Here is a 15,746-nt window from a genome sequence, read left to right as displayed (position 1 = left end):
TCAGCCGCCGAGTCCGAGCAGCCGAGCCGCGTTGTGCTTCAGGATGCCGGGCATGACCTCGGGCTTGAACGACCCCGTGGAGTCGGCATCCTTCATCCACCGATCCGGGGTGAGGAGCGGGAAGTCCGACCCGAACAGGACGCGATTCTTGAGGTACGAGTTCGCGGCGCGCACAAGCGACTCGGGGAAGTACTTCGGGCTCCATCCCGACAGGTCGATCCACGTGTTGTGCTTGTGCGTCGCGACGGCGAGGGCTTCGTCCTGCCAGGGGACGGACGGATGCGCCATGATGATCTGCAGGTCGGGGAACCGAGCGGCGACGGGATCGAGCAGCATGGGGTTCGACATTCCGAGGAGGAAGCCCCGCCCTCCGCGCATGCCCGCGCCGATGCCGGTCTGGCCGGTGTGGAACAGGGCGACCACACCGGCTTCTTCGAGTACCTCGTACAGCGGAAGGTACGCCTCGTCGGACGGGTCGAAACCCTGCACCGTCGGATGGAACTTGAATCCCCGCACGCCGTTCTCATCGATCAGGCGCTGTGCGCGGTCGACCGCCTCGGCGCCCGCGCGCGGGTCGACCGAGCCGAAGGGGATCAGCACGTCGCTGTTCCGCGCCGCGCCCTCGGCGATTTCGGCGCTCGATAGCGCGGGGTGGCCGAGCTGGGTCTGCGCGTCGACCGTGAACACGACCGCGGCCATCTTGCGCTCGCGATAGTAGTCCGCGATCGACTCGAGGTCAGGGCGGGGCCCGTCGGCGCGGAAGTACGCCGACGCGGCCTCGGCGATGTCGGGGGGAAGCGAGGCGTGGCCGTGGTCGTCGACCTCGATGTGCACGTGCACGTCGATCGCGGTGATCGCGTCGAGGTCGATCCGCGGCTCGTAGCGCGTCATGGCCGCTGGAGCTCTTCGGGAAGCGGCGGGAACTTCTCACCGACGCTCTGCAGGTCACCTGCTGCGGCGGCGAACCCGGGGACGAGGTCGTCGTACGACCAGCCGCCGTCATGGTAGGCGGTGGCGACAGGCTCGGGGTGGGACCACAGCTGCAGGCGGTCGCCGCCGATGCCGATGGCCTGACCGGTGACGCCGGCCGCAGCATCCGATGCCAGGTAGGCGATGAGCCCGGCGACATCGTCCGACGTGCCGAAGCCGAGGTCGTGGCGGAAGAACGCCGGCATCGGCTCGCCGGCCGCTTCGGCCTCGACGGCGGCGGCGAAGTACGGGACCGTCGCGGTCATCGCGGTGGCGGCGACCGGGATGACGGCATTGGCGGTGATGCCGGCCCTCTTGAGCTCGAGCGCCCAGGTGCGCACCATGCCGACGATGCCTGCCTTCGCGGCGGCGTAGTTGGTCTGGCCGAAGTTCCCACGCTGACCGGTGGGGGAACCGATGCAGATGATGCGGCCGGCGACCTCGTTCTCGCGCATCCAGGTGGCCGCCTCGCGCACGCACGTGAACGTGCCGCGCAGGTGCACATTGATGACGGTGTCGAAGTCGTCGTCGCTCATCTTCCACAGCACCGTGTCGCGAAGCACTCCCGCGTTGGTGACGAGGATGTCGAGCCGTCCGAACGTGTCGACCGCTGCCTGCACGAGTCGCTTCGCGGTCTCAGTGGAGCCGACCGGGGCCGCGACGGCGACCGCACGACCGCCCGCAGCCTCGATCGAGGCGACCGCTTCGGCTGCTGTCGCCTCGTCGACGTCGTTGACGACGACCGCTGCGCCCTGTCGGGCGAGCTCATGGGCGTAGGCCAGACCGAGGCCGCGACCCGAGCCGGTGACGATGGCGACTTTGCCTTGCAGCGACATTGGTGACTCCTTCGTGTCGGACTCCATTGAAGTGCGGACTGTTGAAAAAGTCAATCATTCTGTTTCTCCATCACCTCCGCTAGCATCGACGTCATGCCGAAGTCCGTCGATGCCGTGGGTCTGAGGTCGTCCACGCTGACAGACGATCTCAGCTTCCTCCTGGCAAGGGCGAACGCGATCTCCCTCACCGAGGGCAACGGTGCGCTCGCCGCTCACGGGCTGAGAGCGCGCTCATACTCCGTGCTCGTCCTGGCGGCGGGCGATGCCCGCCCGTCGCAGCGCGAGCTCGCCGAGTTCCTCCGGCTCGATCCGAGTCAGGTCGTGACGCTCGTCGACGAGCTGCAGTCGCGCGGTCTGGTGGAGCGGAAGCCGGACCCGGCCGACCGGCGTGCGAACGTCGTGGTGGCCACGCACGCCGGTCGCGACCTCGCCTCGCGTGCGCGCGAGGCCGCGCGCTCCGCCGAAGAGCGCGTGCACGCGGAGCTCGCCCCCGACGACCGCGAGACCCTCATGCGGCTGCTGCGCACCCTCGCCTTCCCCGCGGAGTGAAGCCGGGGCGGGCAGACCCGGTCTTCCGCACCGAAGATCACCAGATGTGGTGATGCCGAGTCACCACATCGATTCATACCTTGCTCGACAGATGAAGAGCGCACGCCGCTCACCACCTGGAGGAGAAGGTCGAAGCCGAACCACCAAGCCGCGGCGACGAGAATGCTGATACTGCCGGGGGTATAGTAGGATACCCATAGGGGTATACCGAACCACCTCTGGAGGAGCCCACATGAAGACGGTCATCGTCGGCGGTGTCGCCGGGGGAATGTCTGCGGCGACACGGCTGCGGCGCCTGGACGAGGCAGCGGAGATCGTGGTGTTCGAGCGCGGACCGTACGTCTCCTACGCGAACTGCGGTCTGCCGTACTACGTCGGCGGCGTGATCCGCGACCGCGGCTCCCTGCTCCTGCAGACCCCGGCGTCGCTGGCGGCTCGCTTCCGGCTCGATGTGCGCACCGGCCATGAGGTCGTCAGCGTCGACCCTGCGGGGAAGACCATCACCGTGGTCGAGCTCGGCACCGGCGACGTCTCGGTCGAGACCTACGACGAGCTGATCCTGGCGGTCGGTGCCTCCGCACGGGCGGCGACCGGCGACTCCGGCATCCCCACCCACACGCTGCGCACCGTCGAAGACGTCGACGCGATCGACGAACTCGTCGGCACCGCGGCCGATCACTCGTCCGCACTCGTGGTGGGCGGCGGATTCATAGGGCTGGAGGCGGTCGAGAATCTCGTGCGCCGCGGCATCCACACCACCCTCATCCAGCGGGGCCCGCACATCCTCAGCCCGCTCGATCCTGAGATGACCAGCCCGATCGAAACGGAGCTGCGCCGCCACGGCGTCGACGTGCGCACGTCCGTCACGATCGAGAGCATCGAGGGCGGCGACGTTCTCCTCACGGATGGGACCGGCGTGCGGCCGAGCTTCATCATCGACGCGTCCGGCGTGCTCCCCAACGTCGACCTCGCCCGCACCGCCGGTCTGCGGCTGGGGCCCACCGGCGGGATCGCGGTCGACGGGCGAAACCGCACCAGTGACCCTCACATCTACGCCGTGGGGGACGGCATCGAGAAGATCGACGCGATCTCGGGCGAGCCCGCCCTGGTGACGATGGCCGGCCTCGCCAACCGGCATGGCCGCTCCGTCGCCGACGTGATCGTCGGCCGCGACGAGCGGAACACGCCGGCATGGGGAACCGCGATCGTGAAGATCTTCGATGTGGTCGCGGCGAAGACAGGCTGGAGCGAGCGGCAGCTCGCCTCCGCCGGCCGCCCCCACCGCGTCATCCACACCCATCCCGCATCGCACGCCACCTACTACCCGGGCGCGGAGTCGATGTCGATCAAGCTGCTGGTGGAGCCGGTCACCGACGCCATCCTCGGCGCGCAGATCGTCGGAGGGGAGGGCGTGGACAAGCGCATCGACGTCATCGCCGTCGCGATCGCGGGCGGAATCACGGCGTCCGGGCTCGCGCGCCTGGAACTGGCGTACGCGCCGCAGTTCGGCTCCGCGAAGGACCCCGTCAATCAGCTCGGATACGTCGCTGACAACCTGCGCGCAGGCACGACCTCGAGCATCCAATGGCACGAGCTCGACGACGCGCTCCGCGGCGGCGCCACCCTGATCGACGTCCGCACCCCCGCGGAGCACGCCGCCGGTGCGATCCCCGGCGCGATCAGCATCTCGGTCGACGAGCTGCGCGAACGTCTGCGTGAACTGCCCGGCGGCCCGCTCATCGTGCACTGCCAGGTCGGACAGCGCGGACACACCGCCGCGCGCATCCTCTCCCAGCATGGCAGTGAGGTCCGCAACCTCGACGGCGGCTACCGCACCTGGGCAGCGGGCGTCGCCGCTCGCAAGCCCGACCCCGTCCGAGTGTGACACCGGGCGCGGATCCGCCGTCGAGACGGCGGATCCGCGCCGAGACGGCGTCTCGCCCCCGCTGTCTCGGCGCGGATGTGACGTCTCGCGTGCGCGGAGCGCGGAGCCGACCTCAGCCCGGGTCAGCCATTGCCTCTTGGCCATCCGCAGTGTGACCGCTAACATGCGAAGAGGACCGAGGTTGATGGATAAACCTCGGTCTGTCGCCGTCGGAGCCCCAGCTCACGCGGCGGACCACACTCGTCCGACGACCGCACGAAGGAGTGCTCCATGGCCCATCCCGCCCCCACCCGACAACGACGCAGGGGTCGCGTCACCGCGCTGACCGCTGCGGCGGCCCTGTGCGTCGGCGTCATCGCCGCCACACCTGCGGCTGCGGAGCCCGTCTACGAAGATGTCGTAGACGGTCTCGTCCACCAGTTCCTCCTCGACGAGACGACGGGCACGCGCGTCGCCAACACCGGTACGGCCGGTGCGGCAGCCGACGCCACGCTGGTGAACCCCGACAACGCGGCGCGGGAGGGCCGCGGCATCCGCTTCAATCCCGATGACTACGCCGACGCCCTCTCCGGCGCGTACGTGCGGCTGCCGAACGACCTGACCGCCGGCATGCAGGCGATCACCGTCGACTACGACATCTGGATCGACCCTGCCAACGTCGGCGAGCACCAGATCTGGAGCCTCGGCAACAAGGCGTCGTGCGATGCGACGACCGGCCAGCAGGGCCAGCTGTTCTCGTCGAACACGCAGCGCCTGCGTGTCGCCGCAGGCAGCGTCAACGTGCAGCAGAACCGCGTACGGCTGCCGGAGGGTGTGTGGAAGCACGTCACCTACACCCAGACGCCGAACGCCAACGGCACCTCGTGGACCGGAACCCTGTTCGTGGACGGCGTGCAGCACGCGCAGTCCGCCACGATCACCACCCCGCCGTCGGTCAATGCCGCAGGCACGAACTGCAACTTCCTCGCTCGCTCGCAGGTGCCCGGCAACTACTCGTTCCGCGGCACGCTGGCGGACTTCCGCGTGTACGACCGCGGTCTGAGCGCGTCTGAGGTCGCGATGCGTGCGGCGCAGGGCAACGACGAGGGAGTGGAAGCGGATGCCGCGGCCATCGACCTCGGACTGACGAGCGCCATCGTCGAGGACCTCGAGCTGCCGAAGCTCGGCAGCGTCGCCGGCTCGACGACCACGTGGGCGTCGTCCGACCCCGCCGTTGTCGAGGTGGTGAACCCGCCCGCCGTGAACAGCGCGCGCAAGGTGCCGATCCGCGGTGTGATCACGCGCCCGGCGCTCGGCGAGTCCGACGCGACCGCCACGCTGACGGCCACCCTGCGCAAGGGCGCGGAGTCCGTCGCCGTCCGCGAGATCCAGGTCACGGTCCCGGCCGAGTTCGATGACGGACACTCGGTGGACCGCGACGCGCTCGACCTCGAGCTCTACGAGACCGACAACGTGCGCGGCAACATCACGCTGCCCGACGCCGGACGATGGGGCTCGGAGATCACGTGGGAGTCCGACTCCGACGCGGTCTCGCCGACCGGTGTGGTCACGCGCCCCGCGTACGGCCACGCCGAGGTCGAGGTGACGCTCACCGCGACCATCGCCAAGGGCGACGCCGAGGTCGAGAAGACCTTCGACGTCGTCGTGAAGCCGCTGCCCCGCGAGGAGGAGAACGAGCGGTACTTCCTCGGCTACTTCAAGGGCGAGGGCATCGCGGACGGTGAGCAGATCATGTTCGCGACGTCCAACGGCAACACGGCGCTGGACTGGACCGGCCTGACCGGAGGCTGGCCGTCGCTCGTCTCGCAGCTCGGCGATCAGGGTCTGCGTGACCCGCACATCGTCCGCTCGCCCGACGGCGACACGTTCTACATGATCGCCACCGACCTCAACTGGTACGACCAGGGCGGGTACGCGATCAACGACACGCAGTACATCGAGGTGTTCGAGTCGAACGACCTGGTCAACTGGACGCCTCAGCGTCATGTCAAGGTGGCGCCCGACAACGCCGGCAACGCGTTCGCTCCGGAGTCGCTCTGGGTCGACGAGATCGGCGCCTACGCGGTGTTCTGGGCGCAGTCGCTGTGGAACGACCCGATCAACCGCACCGGTCAGGGGAACGCGCAGATGTGGTACAACATCACGCGCGACTTCCAGACGTTCTCCGAGCCCAAGGTGTGGCAGAACCCGGCTCCGCAGTCGCGCATCGACACCACCGCGATCGAGGTCGGCGACGAGTACTACCGCGTGACCAAGAACGAGGCGGGCAACGCCGGGTCGGACATCTTCTCGGAGAAGCACACCGACTTCCTCGACAGCGACATCAACGCGTGGGAGCTCATCGCCCCGGCGCTCGGTCGCACGACGTGGCAGTCGAACGCCGGCTACGAGGGCCCGGTGATCTTCAAGGCGAACCCCGGTGACACCGCGTGCCCCGGCCAGTTCTACCTGTGGGGAGACCGCTACACGAACGGCGGGGGATACCAGGCCGCGTGCGAGGCGAACATCGAGGCGCAGACGTGGCAGGCGAAGACGATCACGATGACCAACGCCGGCGTCCCGCGTCCGCGTCACGGCACCGTGATCCCGATCACCCTGCGCGAGTGGAACAGCATCCGCGGCATCCCGAACGAGGACGTGGCCACCACGGTCGAGGTCTCGGCGGACGACGTCCGCGCGGGCGACAGCACCGTCGTCACGGCATCCGTGTCGGCTGCCGACGGCTTCGAGACCGGCGGCCAGGTGCGGTTCAGCCTGGGCGACTGGTCCGAGACGGTCTACCTCGAGGACGGCGAGGCGTCGGCGACGCTCCCCGCGGACCTCGCCGAGGGTGCGCAGACCGTGAAGGCCGAGTTCCTCGGGTTCGACATCCTGCTCGCCTCGGAGGCGACGGCGTCGTTCGAGGTGCTGCCCGCCGTGGCGGCCTCGGTCGCCGTGTCGTCTCGCTGCGTGGGCGGCAAGGTCCTGCTGACGGTCTCTGTCGCCAACGGCGACGAGCGAAAGATCAGCGCGCAGATCGGCTCGGACTTCGGTACGAAGCAGGTCGGCGCCGTGGTCGCGGGCAAGACGCATTCGTCGGTGTTCACGACCCGTGCGGCGAACATCCCGGCCGGGTCCGTCACGGTGACCGTGTCGGCGGGCGATGGAGATGATCGCGAGCAGTCCGTGTACGTCGTCGAGTACGGAGCGGCGTCCTGCACAGGGTGACCCGTGCCGGTGGGGGGTCGCGTCCTGCGGCCCCCCATCGGCACGCCCGCCGACATCGGCGGGCGGGCGGCATCGGCGGCCCCGCGGAAGCTCTAGCGCGTGCTCTCGCGCGCCACGAGCCGGGCGTGCGCCGTGCTGCGGTGCAGCTCGCCGGGCGCGGCGCCCGCCTGCAGCCGCGCCATCATGACGCGGACGATCTCGTCGGCCATCTCGTCGTTGCCGGGCTCGATCGTCGTCAGGCGCGGAGTCGTGTAGGCGCTCGCCCGGACGTTGTCGAATCCGACGACCTGGACGTCGGCCGGAACGCGGACCCGGCGGTCGGCGAGCGCGCGCAGCGCGCCGTGCGCACACGAGTCGGTGAGGGCGAAGATCCCGTCGAACCCGACGCCGCGGTCGAGCAGGGCGCACACCTCTCGGTACCCGTCGGCCATGTCGAGACCGCCGTTCACGATCCGCTCCGGGTGCGGCTCGAGGCCGCGCTCCCGGTGGGCCTCGTCGAAGCCGCGCGTGCGCAGCGTCTGCACCGATTCCGGACCCGATCTATCGCCGCCGAGTGCGACGAGCGACTCCGACCCCCGATCCAGGAGGTGTCCGGTTGCCATGCGCGCGCCCGCGACGTTGTCCATCAGCACGTGGTCGAATCGGCTGGACAGCGCACGCTCGCCGAGCAGCACGATGGGCTTGGTGGGCAGCAGACGGTTGAGATCGACCGACTCGCTCGCTGCGATCGCGAGGATGAAGCCGTCATAGGTCTCGAGGTGGGATGCCGCGAGGGACTCCACCTCGGCAGCCATCGCGCCGCCCGTGTTCTCGGCGACGAGCCGGATGCCGCGCTCGGCGAATCGCACCGACAGGCGTTCGGCAAGCTCGCTGTAGTACTCGGAGGCGAGCACCGGGAGTCCGAGTCCGACGATCCCGGTCCGTCCCTTCCGGAGCGAGCGGGCACTCTGATTGAGCCGGTATCCCAGCTCATCGATCACTCTGGTCACGCGGTCGATGGTCTCGGCGCCGACGCGCTCGGTGCGGCCGTTGATCACGTTCGACACCGTCTGCGCCGAGACGCCGGCTCTGTCCGCGACATCCTGCATCGTGACATGCGGTTTCGCGTGAGAAGGGGGCGGTGGCTGCATCCGGATCTGTTCGGGTCGGTGCCGAGGTACCTTGCGACTCTAGCTGCGTCTCGCGTCTCACGGCGGACAGACGGTGGCCGCTCGCGCCGCCCGTTGCCTGCGCGGTTGCGTCTGGAGTGAGCATGATGGCGGTCGGGCAGCAGTTGACGCGGCAGCATCCGCCGACGATCTACGACATCGCACGGCTCGCCGGCGTCTCGCACACGACGGTGTCGAGAGCGGTGAACGGGCAGGACGGCATGACCGAGGCTACGCGGCGACGCGTGCTCGAGATCGCCGGGCGGATGGGGTACGAGCGGAACGCGTCGGCGCGCACCCTCGCCGGCCGCGTGCGTCCGCAGCTCGTCGCGCTGGTGGCAGCGGAGGGATGGCGCGAGTCGGGGCTGCTCGTCGACGCCGTCGCCCGACAGGCGCATCGGGCCGGTCTTGCTCTGACGATCGTCGATGTCGACCCTGCCGACGAGCGTTCGCGCGCGAGCGCGGCCGCGCGCATCGGTGAGCCCGGCACGGCGGGGATCGTGCTCATCGCGGCCGACCCGCTCTCGCGTGAGCGGCTGAGGTCCCTGGCCGAGACGACGCATGCCGAGGTGCCGAAGGCGGGACGGAACAGGATGCTCGCGCTCGCGGCCGACTCGCCGGCCCGGGTCGCCGTGGCCGTGGAGCACCTGGCCGGGCTCGGCCACCGCCGGATCGCGCTCGCGGGCGCGGATACGGCACGCCCCGTCGACCATGCGTGCGGTGTCCCGGGTGTCCGGGGTGTCCGGCTCCGGTCGATCGCGGGAGCGGGCGTCGACGCCGACGCAGGGTTCCGTCTCGGGCAGAATGCCGGAGCCTTCGCCGACTGCACCGCGCTGCTCGCGCCCACGGTCTCGTTCGCGCTGGGCGCGGTGCGGGGGCTGCGGCTGCGTGGCGTGCGAGTGCCGTGGGACCTCAGCATCGTGAGTCTCGAGGACCACGCCGACGCGCGTCATGCCGCAGTGCCGCTCACCACCGTCTCGTCACGCAGGGATGATCTCGCCGCGACCGTCGTCGCTCGTCTCCTGGCAGCGCACGACGAACTCGCGTCCGAGGTGCAGGTTCGTGCGCGGCTCGTCGCGCGACAGAGCACCGCGCCGGTCCACGACGGCGCCCGAGGAGAGCGGTCGATGATCAGCGGCGTGTGATTGCCGGGGCGCGAGCGATCCCGTCACGCGTGATGCGCCGTCCCGCCACGACGAGCATCAGGATCATCGGCGCCGTCGCGAGCAGTGCACCCGTGAACACCAGGGCGTAGTCGGCGCCGTACTCGCCCTGCAGCGCGCGAAGCGCGACCTGGACGGTCTGCCCGCGAGGAGAGCGCAACACGATGAACGGCCACATGAAGTCGCACCACGTGGTGACGAACAGGATGCCGGCGAGGACCGCTGCTCCCGGCCTGACGAGTGGCCAGGCGACGTGGCGGAATGTCCGCACGGTGCCGCAGCCATCAAGTGCGGCGGCATCGAGGAGCTCGTCCGGCAGGGTCGCCACGATGTACTGGCGCATCCAGAAGACCCCGAAGGCGCTCGCGAGCGCCGGAACGATCAGCGCCGTGAGCGAGTCGACCCAGCCGAACGCAGAGACGAGCAGATACTGCGGGATCACCGCGAGCTGCACGGGCAGCGTCAGACCGAGCATCACGAGCATGAACAGAGGGCGTCGACCGGGGAAGCTCAGCTTCGCGAAGGCGAATCCCGCCAGCGCGCACACCAGCGCACCGCCCAGCGCGACGCATCCCGCGACGATGACGGAGTTCACCAGCGCCCGGCCGAAGGACACGGCCGCGAGGACCGTTCCGACGTTGTCGACGAGCGATCCACCCGGGAGGAGCGGCGGAGGAAAGGTCGTCGCCGACGCAGAGTCGCGCGAGGCGACCACCAGCATGAACCAGATCGGCAGCCAGCACACGATCGCCGCGGCCACCACGACAGCGACTTCTATCCGCGCGGAACGTGTCACGTCGTCCACCCCAGTCGACGGCCGGCCACCAGAGCAGCAGCGCCGACGGCCGCGCCGGCGATCGCGAACACGGCGGTGGCCACTGCCGCCGCGTATCCGAACTGGAAGTCGCGGAAGCCGACCTCGTACACGAGCAGCGCGAGGGTCTGGCACTGGCGCGCTGGGCCGCAGGTGACGCCGGTGGGGTCCAGCAGGAGAGGCTCGGTGAAGAGCTGCAGCGCCCCGGTGACGGAGGTGACCACGCTGAACGCGATGACGGGCCCGAGCAGGGGGAGAGAGAGGTGGCGGAACTGAGCCCACCCTCCGGCGCCGTCGAGCTCCGCCGCCCGGAACACATCCCGCGGCGTGGCGCTGAGCACGGCCAGCATCAGCAGCGTCGTGAACCCGAAGGTGCGCCATACAACGATGCCGGTGACGACCGCCCACGCTCCCCACGGCGGCGCCAGCACATCCACGTGCGGGTACCCGAGCGCGTCGAGCAGGCGGTTCACGGACCCGTAGTCCCGGTCCAGCAGCTGCGCGACGAGGATCGTGACCGCCGCGCCCGACGTCACGAACGGGACGAGCAGGGAGACCCGCAGAGCTCCCACCGCCCGACCGGCCACCCGATGGACGAGATGCGCGAGACCGAGGGCGATCCCCACCTGCACGATCGTCGCCGCGGCGGCGATGGCGAGGGTGTTGGTCGTCGCGGTCCAGAACCGCGGGTCCGCGGCCAGGCGCTCGAAGTTGGCGGCGCCGACCCACGTGCGCGCGCCGAGAGGGTCCCACTGCCACCACGCGAGCACGAAGGTGGCCACCGACGGGAGCACCGTGAACACCGCGAAGATCAGCGCGAACGGCGCGAGGAAGAGGTAGGGCGCCGCGGGGTCCCACCGGGATGCCCACCGCAGGCGAGGCCGGTCGATCACCGGTCGTCCGCGACGTCGGTCGCGGCCGACGGCGGCAGAGCGACGGCGATCGCGTCGAGGGCGGAGCGCCACGCGGTCGCAGGTCGGATGGAGCCCTGCTCGACGGCGGCGAGCGTCTGCACGAAGGCGGTGTCGACGGTGGTCGACGCCGGCCCCTGGCGCACCGCCGGCATGTCGACGATCGATCGGGTGAGCACCTCGCCGATCCGCGACGGCCCGAAGAAGTCGTCACCGTATGAGGCGAAGGCGTCCTGGAGGTAGGGCTCCCGGGAGGCGGGCAGCGGACCGCCCGATTCGAAGTGCTCGAGCTGTGCTCGGGGGGCCTGGGTCGCGGCGATGTAGTCCCATGCGGCTTCGGGATGCTGCGCCCCGGCCGGAATCGCGAGATAGCTGCCGCCCCAGTTCCCCGCGACACCGGGAACCGACGTGATCCGCCACGCCCCGTGCGTGTCGGGAGCGGTCGACCTGATCACGCGGAGCATCCACGACGGAGCCGGCATCACGGCGAAGTCGCCGCGGGCCATGGCCGCCGACCAGCCCGGTGTGAACGCGGCGGCTCCGGCGCCGATGCCGGCCTCATGGGCGCGCAGCGCCACGTCGAAGGCGCGCTCGAGCCCCGAGTTCGACGTGTGGACGAGCTCGCCGTCGTCGCCGTAGTACTTGACGGGCAGCTGGTTGGCGGCGTTGATGAAGACGGTGGTCGAGACGTTGTCGACGAACGCGACGTCGGACCGCGCCGAGAATCGGATGCCGGTCTCGACGAAGTCCTCCCAGGTCGGCCAGAGCGCGGCCACCTCCTCCGGGTCGGTGGGCAGCCCCGCCGCCGCGAAGAGGTCCGCGCGGTACGCGAGCGCCATGCCGCCGACGTCGGTGGGGACGCCGATGACCTTCCCGCCGGCCGTGGTCGCGGCATCCCGTGCCCAATCGAGGTACTCGCCGCCCACGTCGTCACCGCCGAAGTCCCTCAGGTCGACGAAGCGGTCCTCGGCCTCGAGGAAGCGTGGGAGATCGTCGCCCTGGATCAGCACCAGGTCGGGCGCGTGACCTGCGGCGAGCGCCGCCGTCAGTGCGTCGGCGGTCTCGGCCGAGGTGCCCACTTCGCTGAGTTCGATGCGGGCGCCCGGATGCGCTTCGAGGTACCCCTCGACCTGTTCGCCCTGCTGGATCCCCGTGAACGACCAGAAGGTCATCGGTCCGTCGGAAGGGGCCGCCGCGCAGCCGGAGAGCAGCAGTGAACCCGCGAGGGCGAACGCGGAGACGGCGCGCACGGGCACGGCGATGCGACCGCGTGTCGACCGCCCCAGTCGGCGGCGCGCGCGGAATCCGATGCTGACCATGCACGCTCCTTCGCGTCGAGCGGGATCGACGGGAACGGGCGCCGCTCGTGGCTTCCCTCGATCATGCACGACTTTGATAGCGCGAACAACTGGGTATTGTCACGGGTTGCTGTGACCGCTAACATGCGAGAATCCGCCATTGGGGTCGGGTCGCACGCAGCAGTGCTCAGCAGATCTGAGGCAAGGGGAAAATCACTGCCCACCCCACATCCCCCCGCGTTCCTGCGGTGCAGGCGGACCGAGGTTGATCGATCAATGAGGAGGAGACCTTGACCACCAGGGAGATCACACATCGTGCGGCGGTGCGCCGCAGGATGGCCGGCGTGCTGGGCGCGGCTCTCGCCGCGACAGCGCTCATCGTCAGCGGGCTCGCAGCTCCCGCGACCGCCGCCGATGAAGAGCTCATCGTCAACGGCGGATTCGAGGCCGGCCTCGACGGCTGGTTCGTCAACAACGGGAACGGCACGGACGGCGGCACCCTGTCGATCGTCAATGACGCGTTCTCGGGCGCATCTGCGGTGAAGATCACCGCGCGGCAGACGACCGGCTCGGGCCCGATGCAGGATCTGAGCGGCAAGATCCAGGCCGGCCAGACGTACGCGATCAAGGCACGGGTGAAGTACGACAATCCCGCCAGCCCCGCGACGAAGCAGTTCTTCGCAACAATGCACTACGGCGGCGGCACCTACACGAACCTCGCCAGCACGACGCCGGCGCGCGGACAGTGGGGCTACATCAACTCGACGTTCACCGTCCCTGCGGGTCAGAGCGTGGCGACCGCCCGTCTGTTCATCGAGACGCCGTGGACCAGCGACCCCTCGGCGGCGCCCGACACGCACCTCATGGACTTCGTCGTCGACGACGTCTCGCTGATCGGCACGCCCCCGCCGCCGCCGCCCTCGAAGACGATCGAGGTCGTCGGCAAGCTCCCCGGCGAGCACAACCCGCTGATCGGCCACAAGTTCGGTGCCGACGGCTTCGGCTATGCCGAGGACGGCCGCGTCTACATGTTCATGACGAACGACACGCAGGGGTACGCGCCCGACCCGATCACCGGCATCTCGCCGTCGATCAATTACGGCAACATCAACCAGATCACGCTGATCTCTTCGGAGGACCTCGTGAACTGGACCGACCACGGTGAGATCCAGGTGGCCGGCCCGCAGGGCGTGGCGCCGTTCACCGGCAACTCATGGGCTCCCGGCTTCGCGAAGAAGGTCGTGGATGGTGAGGAGAAGTACTTCCTCTACTACGCCAACGGCGGCGGCTCGAGCAACGTCATCACGGGTGAGAGCCCGCTCGGCCCCTGGATCAGCGAGCGAACCAGCACGCTGATCAACGGCTCGACGCCGGGCGCCGAGGACGTCGCTTGGAAGTTCGACCCGGCTCCGCTCGTCGACAAGGACGGGAAGAACTACCTGTACTTCGGCGGCGGTCCCGCCTCGACGAGCCTGCCCGCGGCCGAGCGCTACAACAACCCGAAGAACATCCGGGTCATCGAGCTCGAGGACGACATGGTCACCACCAAGGGCTCGGCGATGGTCGTCGACACCCCCGTGTCGTTCGAGGCCGCGCACGTGTTCGAGCGCGAGGGCAAGTACTACCTGACCTACTCGTCGCACTTCGGCGGAAACGACTTCGGCGGCAACCAGACGCCGCTCCCCGGATACCCGGGCGGAGGCCAGATTCCGTACATGATGTCGGACAGCCCGACCAACTTCCCGAAGGAGAAGTACGTCGGGGTGCTCTTCCCGAACCAGTCGCAGTTCTTCGGGACCGGCACCGGCGGGAACAACCACCAGTCCGTCTTCGAGTTCGAGGGCAAGTACTACTTCACGTACCACGCTCCCACGCTCAACAAGCGGATCAACGGCAACACGACCCAGGGCTACCGCAGCCCGCACATCCAGGAGCTGACGTTCAACGCGGACGGCACCATCCAGCAGGTCGTGGGCACCTACGCCGGCGTCCAGCAGGTGCGCGACTTCGATCCGTTCCGCACCTTCGAGGCCGAGACGTTCGGCTGGAGCAAGGGCATCGCGACCCAGAAGGTCACGAACGGTTCCGCGCAGTTCGGCGCGGAGGCTCCGAACCTCGTCGTGAAGGACATCGACAACGGGGACTGGACCGCGCTGTCGTCGGTCGACTTCGGCGACGCCGGAGCCGCTGATGTGACGGTCAAGGTCAAGCCGCTCCAGGCGGGCGGATCCATCTCCGTCCGCACGGGCAGCGAGACCGGGCCGGTCGTGGGCACCGTTCCGGTGACGGGTGCGGTCGGCGAGTGGACCGAGCTGTCGGCGGACCTCTCCGGCGCGACGGGAACCCAGGACGTCTTCTTCACCTACAGCGGTGGGACCGGCGACCTGTTCGAGCTCGACACTCTGTCGTTCACCGAGGCCGATGAGCGCACGCTCGACGTCACTGCCGAGGCGGCATCGCGCTGCGTCGCGGGCAAGTCGGTGCTGACGGTCAAGGTCACCAACGGCGAGGACGTTCCGGTCACCGCATCGGTGGCGACCGAGTTCGGCTCGAAGTCGGTGACGGTCGCGGCCGGCAAGACGGTCTCGAACGCGTTCACCACGCGCCTGGCCACGGTCACGGCGGGCGCCGCGACCGTGTCGGCATCGGCGACAGTCGGCGGCGAACCGCTGACCGGGGTCGTCGAGGCGGCCTACGGCGCGCACAGCTGCGGCTGACGCACACACCCGGGGTGGGGGGCGGGGGCCGGCCCCCCCCCCCCCCCCCCCCCCCCCGGGCCCCCCCGGGGGGCGACCGCGGGCCGGCGCGCGGAGACGCCCCCCCCCCCCCGGCGGTGGGCCCCGCGGGGGGGCCCCCCGCGGCCTCCCCGGCGCACCCCCGCCGAGACGGCGTCTCGCCCCCGCTGTCTCGGCGCGGATGTGACGTCTCGCGTGCGCGGAGCGCGGAGCCGACCTCAGCCCGGGTCA

The 15,746-nt window shown here is 69.8% G+C and carries 11 protein-coding genes; 5 read left to right on the top strand and 6 right to left on the bottom strand.

Annotated features, from left to right (window positions below):
• Nucleotides 1-891, bottom strand: coding sequence for an amidohydrolase family protein (locus MK786_RS12050; protein ID WP_241112488.1), 891 nt, complete (start codon nt 889-891; stop codon nt 1-3).
• A complete protein-coding gene (locus MK786_RS12045) occupies nt 888-1,805 on the bottom strand; it encodes an SDR family NAD(P)-dependent oxidoreductase (protein WP_241112487.1) in 918 nt (305 codons plus the stop codon). The genes MK786_RS12050 and MK786_RS12045 overlap by 4 nt, the downstream gene beginning before the upstream one ends.
• Before the next feature lie 93 nt (nt 1,806-1,898).
• On the opposite strand from MK786_RS12045, the gene MK786_RS12040 reads away from it, so the two are divergent.
• From MK786_RS12040 to MK786_RS12030, 3 genes are all read left to right on the top strand, one after another.
• On the top strand, nt 1,899-2,354 hold the full coding sequence (locus tag MK786_RS12040) for a MarR family winged helix-turn-helix transcriptional regulator (RefSeq protein ID WP_241112486.1): 456 nt from the start codon (nt 1,899-1,901) through the stop codon (nt 2,352-2,354).
• A gap of 232 nt (nt 2,355-2,586) precedes the next feature.
• Nucleotides 2,587-4,239: an FAD-dependent oxidoreductase gene (locus MK786_RS12035; RefSeq protein ID WP_241112485.1), complete on the top strand. Its 1,653-nt coding sequence runs from the start codon at nt 2,587-2,589 to the stop codon at nt 4,237-4,239.
• A gap of 270 nt (nt 4,240-4,509) precedes the next feature.
• A complete protein-coding gene (locus tag MK786_RS12030; protein ID WP_241112484.1) occupies nt 4,510-7,446 on the top strand; it encodes an immunoglobulin-like domain-containing protein in 2,937 nt (978 codons plus the stop codon).
• Between the two features lie 92 nt (nt 7,447-7,538).
• Here MK786_RS12030 and MK786_RS12025 read toward each other — a convergent pair whose 3' ends face one another.
• Nucleotides 7,539-8,534, bottom strand: a complete 996-nt coding sequence (locus MK786_RS12025; protein ID WP_241112483.1) for a LacI family DNA-binding transcriptional regulator — start codon at nt 8,532-8,534, stop codon at nt 7,539-7,541.
• A 164-nt stretch (nt 8,535-8,698) separates the two neighbouring features.
• On the opposite strand from MK786_RS12025, the gene MK786_RS12020 reads away from it, so the two are divergent.
• On the top strand, nt 8,699-9,739 hold the full coding sequence (locus MK786_RS12020) for a LacI family DNA-binding transcriptional regulator (RefSeq protein ID WP_241112707.1): 1,041 nt from the start codon (nt 8,699-8,701) through the stop codon (nt 9,737-9,739).
• Here MK786_RS12020 and MK786_RS12015 read toward each other — a convergent pair.
• From MK786_RS12015 to MK786_RS12005, 3 genes are read right to left on the bottom strand one after another with little or no spacing between them, the layout of a single operon-like run.
• A complete protein-coding gene (locus MK786_RS12015) occupies nt 9,726-10,553 on the bottom strand; it encodes a carbohydrate ABC transporter permease (protein WP_241112482.1) in 828 nt (275 codons plus the stop codon). The genes MK786_RS12020 and MK786_RS12015 overlap by 14 nt on opposite strands.
• Nucleotides 10,550-11,464: a sugar ABC transporter permease gene (locus MK786_RS12010; RefSeq protein WP_241112481.1), complete on the bottom strand. Its 915-nt coding sequence runs from the start codon at nt 11,462-11,464 to the stop codon at nt 10,550-10,552. Before MK786_RS12010 ends, MK786_RS12015 begins: the two co-directional genes overlap by 4 nt.
• Entirely contained in the window at nt 11,461-12,801 is a 1,341-nt protein-coding gene (locus tag MK786_RS12005) for an ABC transporter substrate-binding protein (protein WP_241112480.1), read from the bottom strand. Before MK786_RS12005 ends, MK786_RS12010 begins: the two co-directional genes overlap by 4 nt.
• A gap of 269 nt (nt 12,802-13,070) precedes the next feature.
• Between MK786_RS12005 and MK786_RS12000 the strand changes: the two genes are divergently transcribed.
• On the top strand, nt 13,071-15,497 hold the full coding sequence (locus tag MK786_RS12000; RefSeq protein ID WP_241112479.1) for a family 43 glycosylhydrolase: 2,427 nt from the start codon (nt 13,071-13,073) through the stop codon (nt 15,495-15,497).
• Nucleotides 15,498-15,746 lie beyond the last annotated feature (249 nt).

This window comes from Microbacterium sp. CFH 31415 (genome assembly GCF_022538185.1).
Lineage (GTDB): Bacteria > Actinomycetota > Actinomycetes > Actinomycetales > Microbacteriaceae > Microbacterium.
This window is presented reverse-complemented; position numbering and strand designations above follow the sequence as displayed.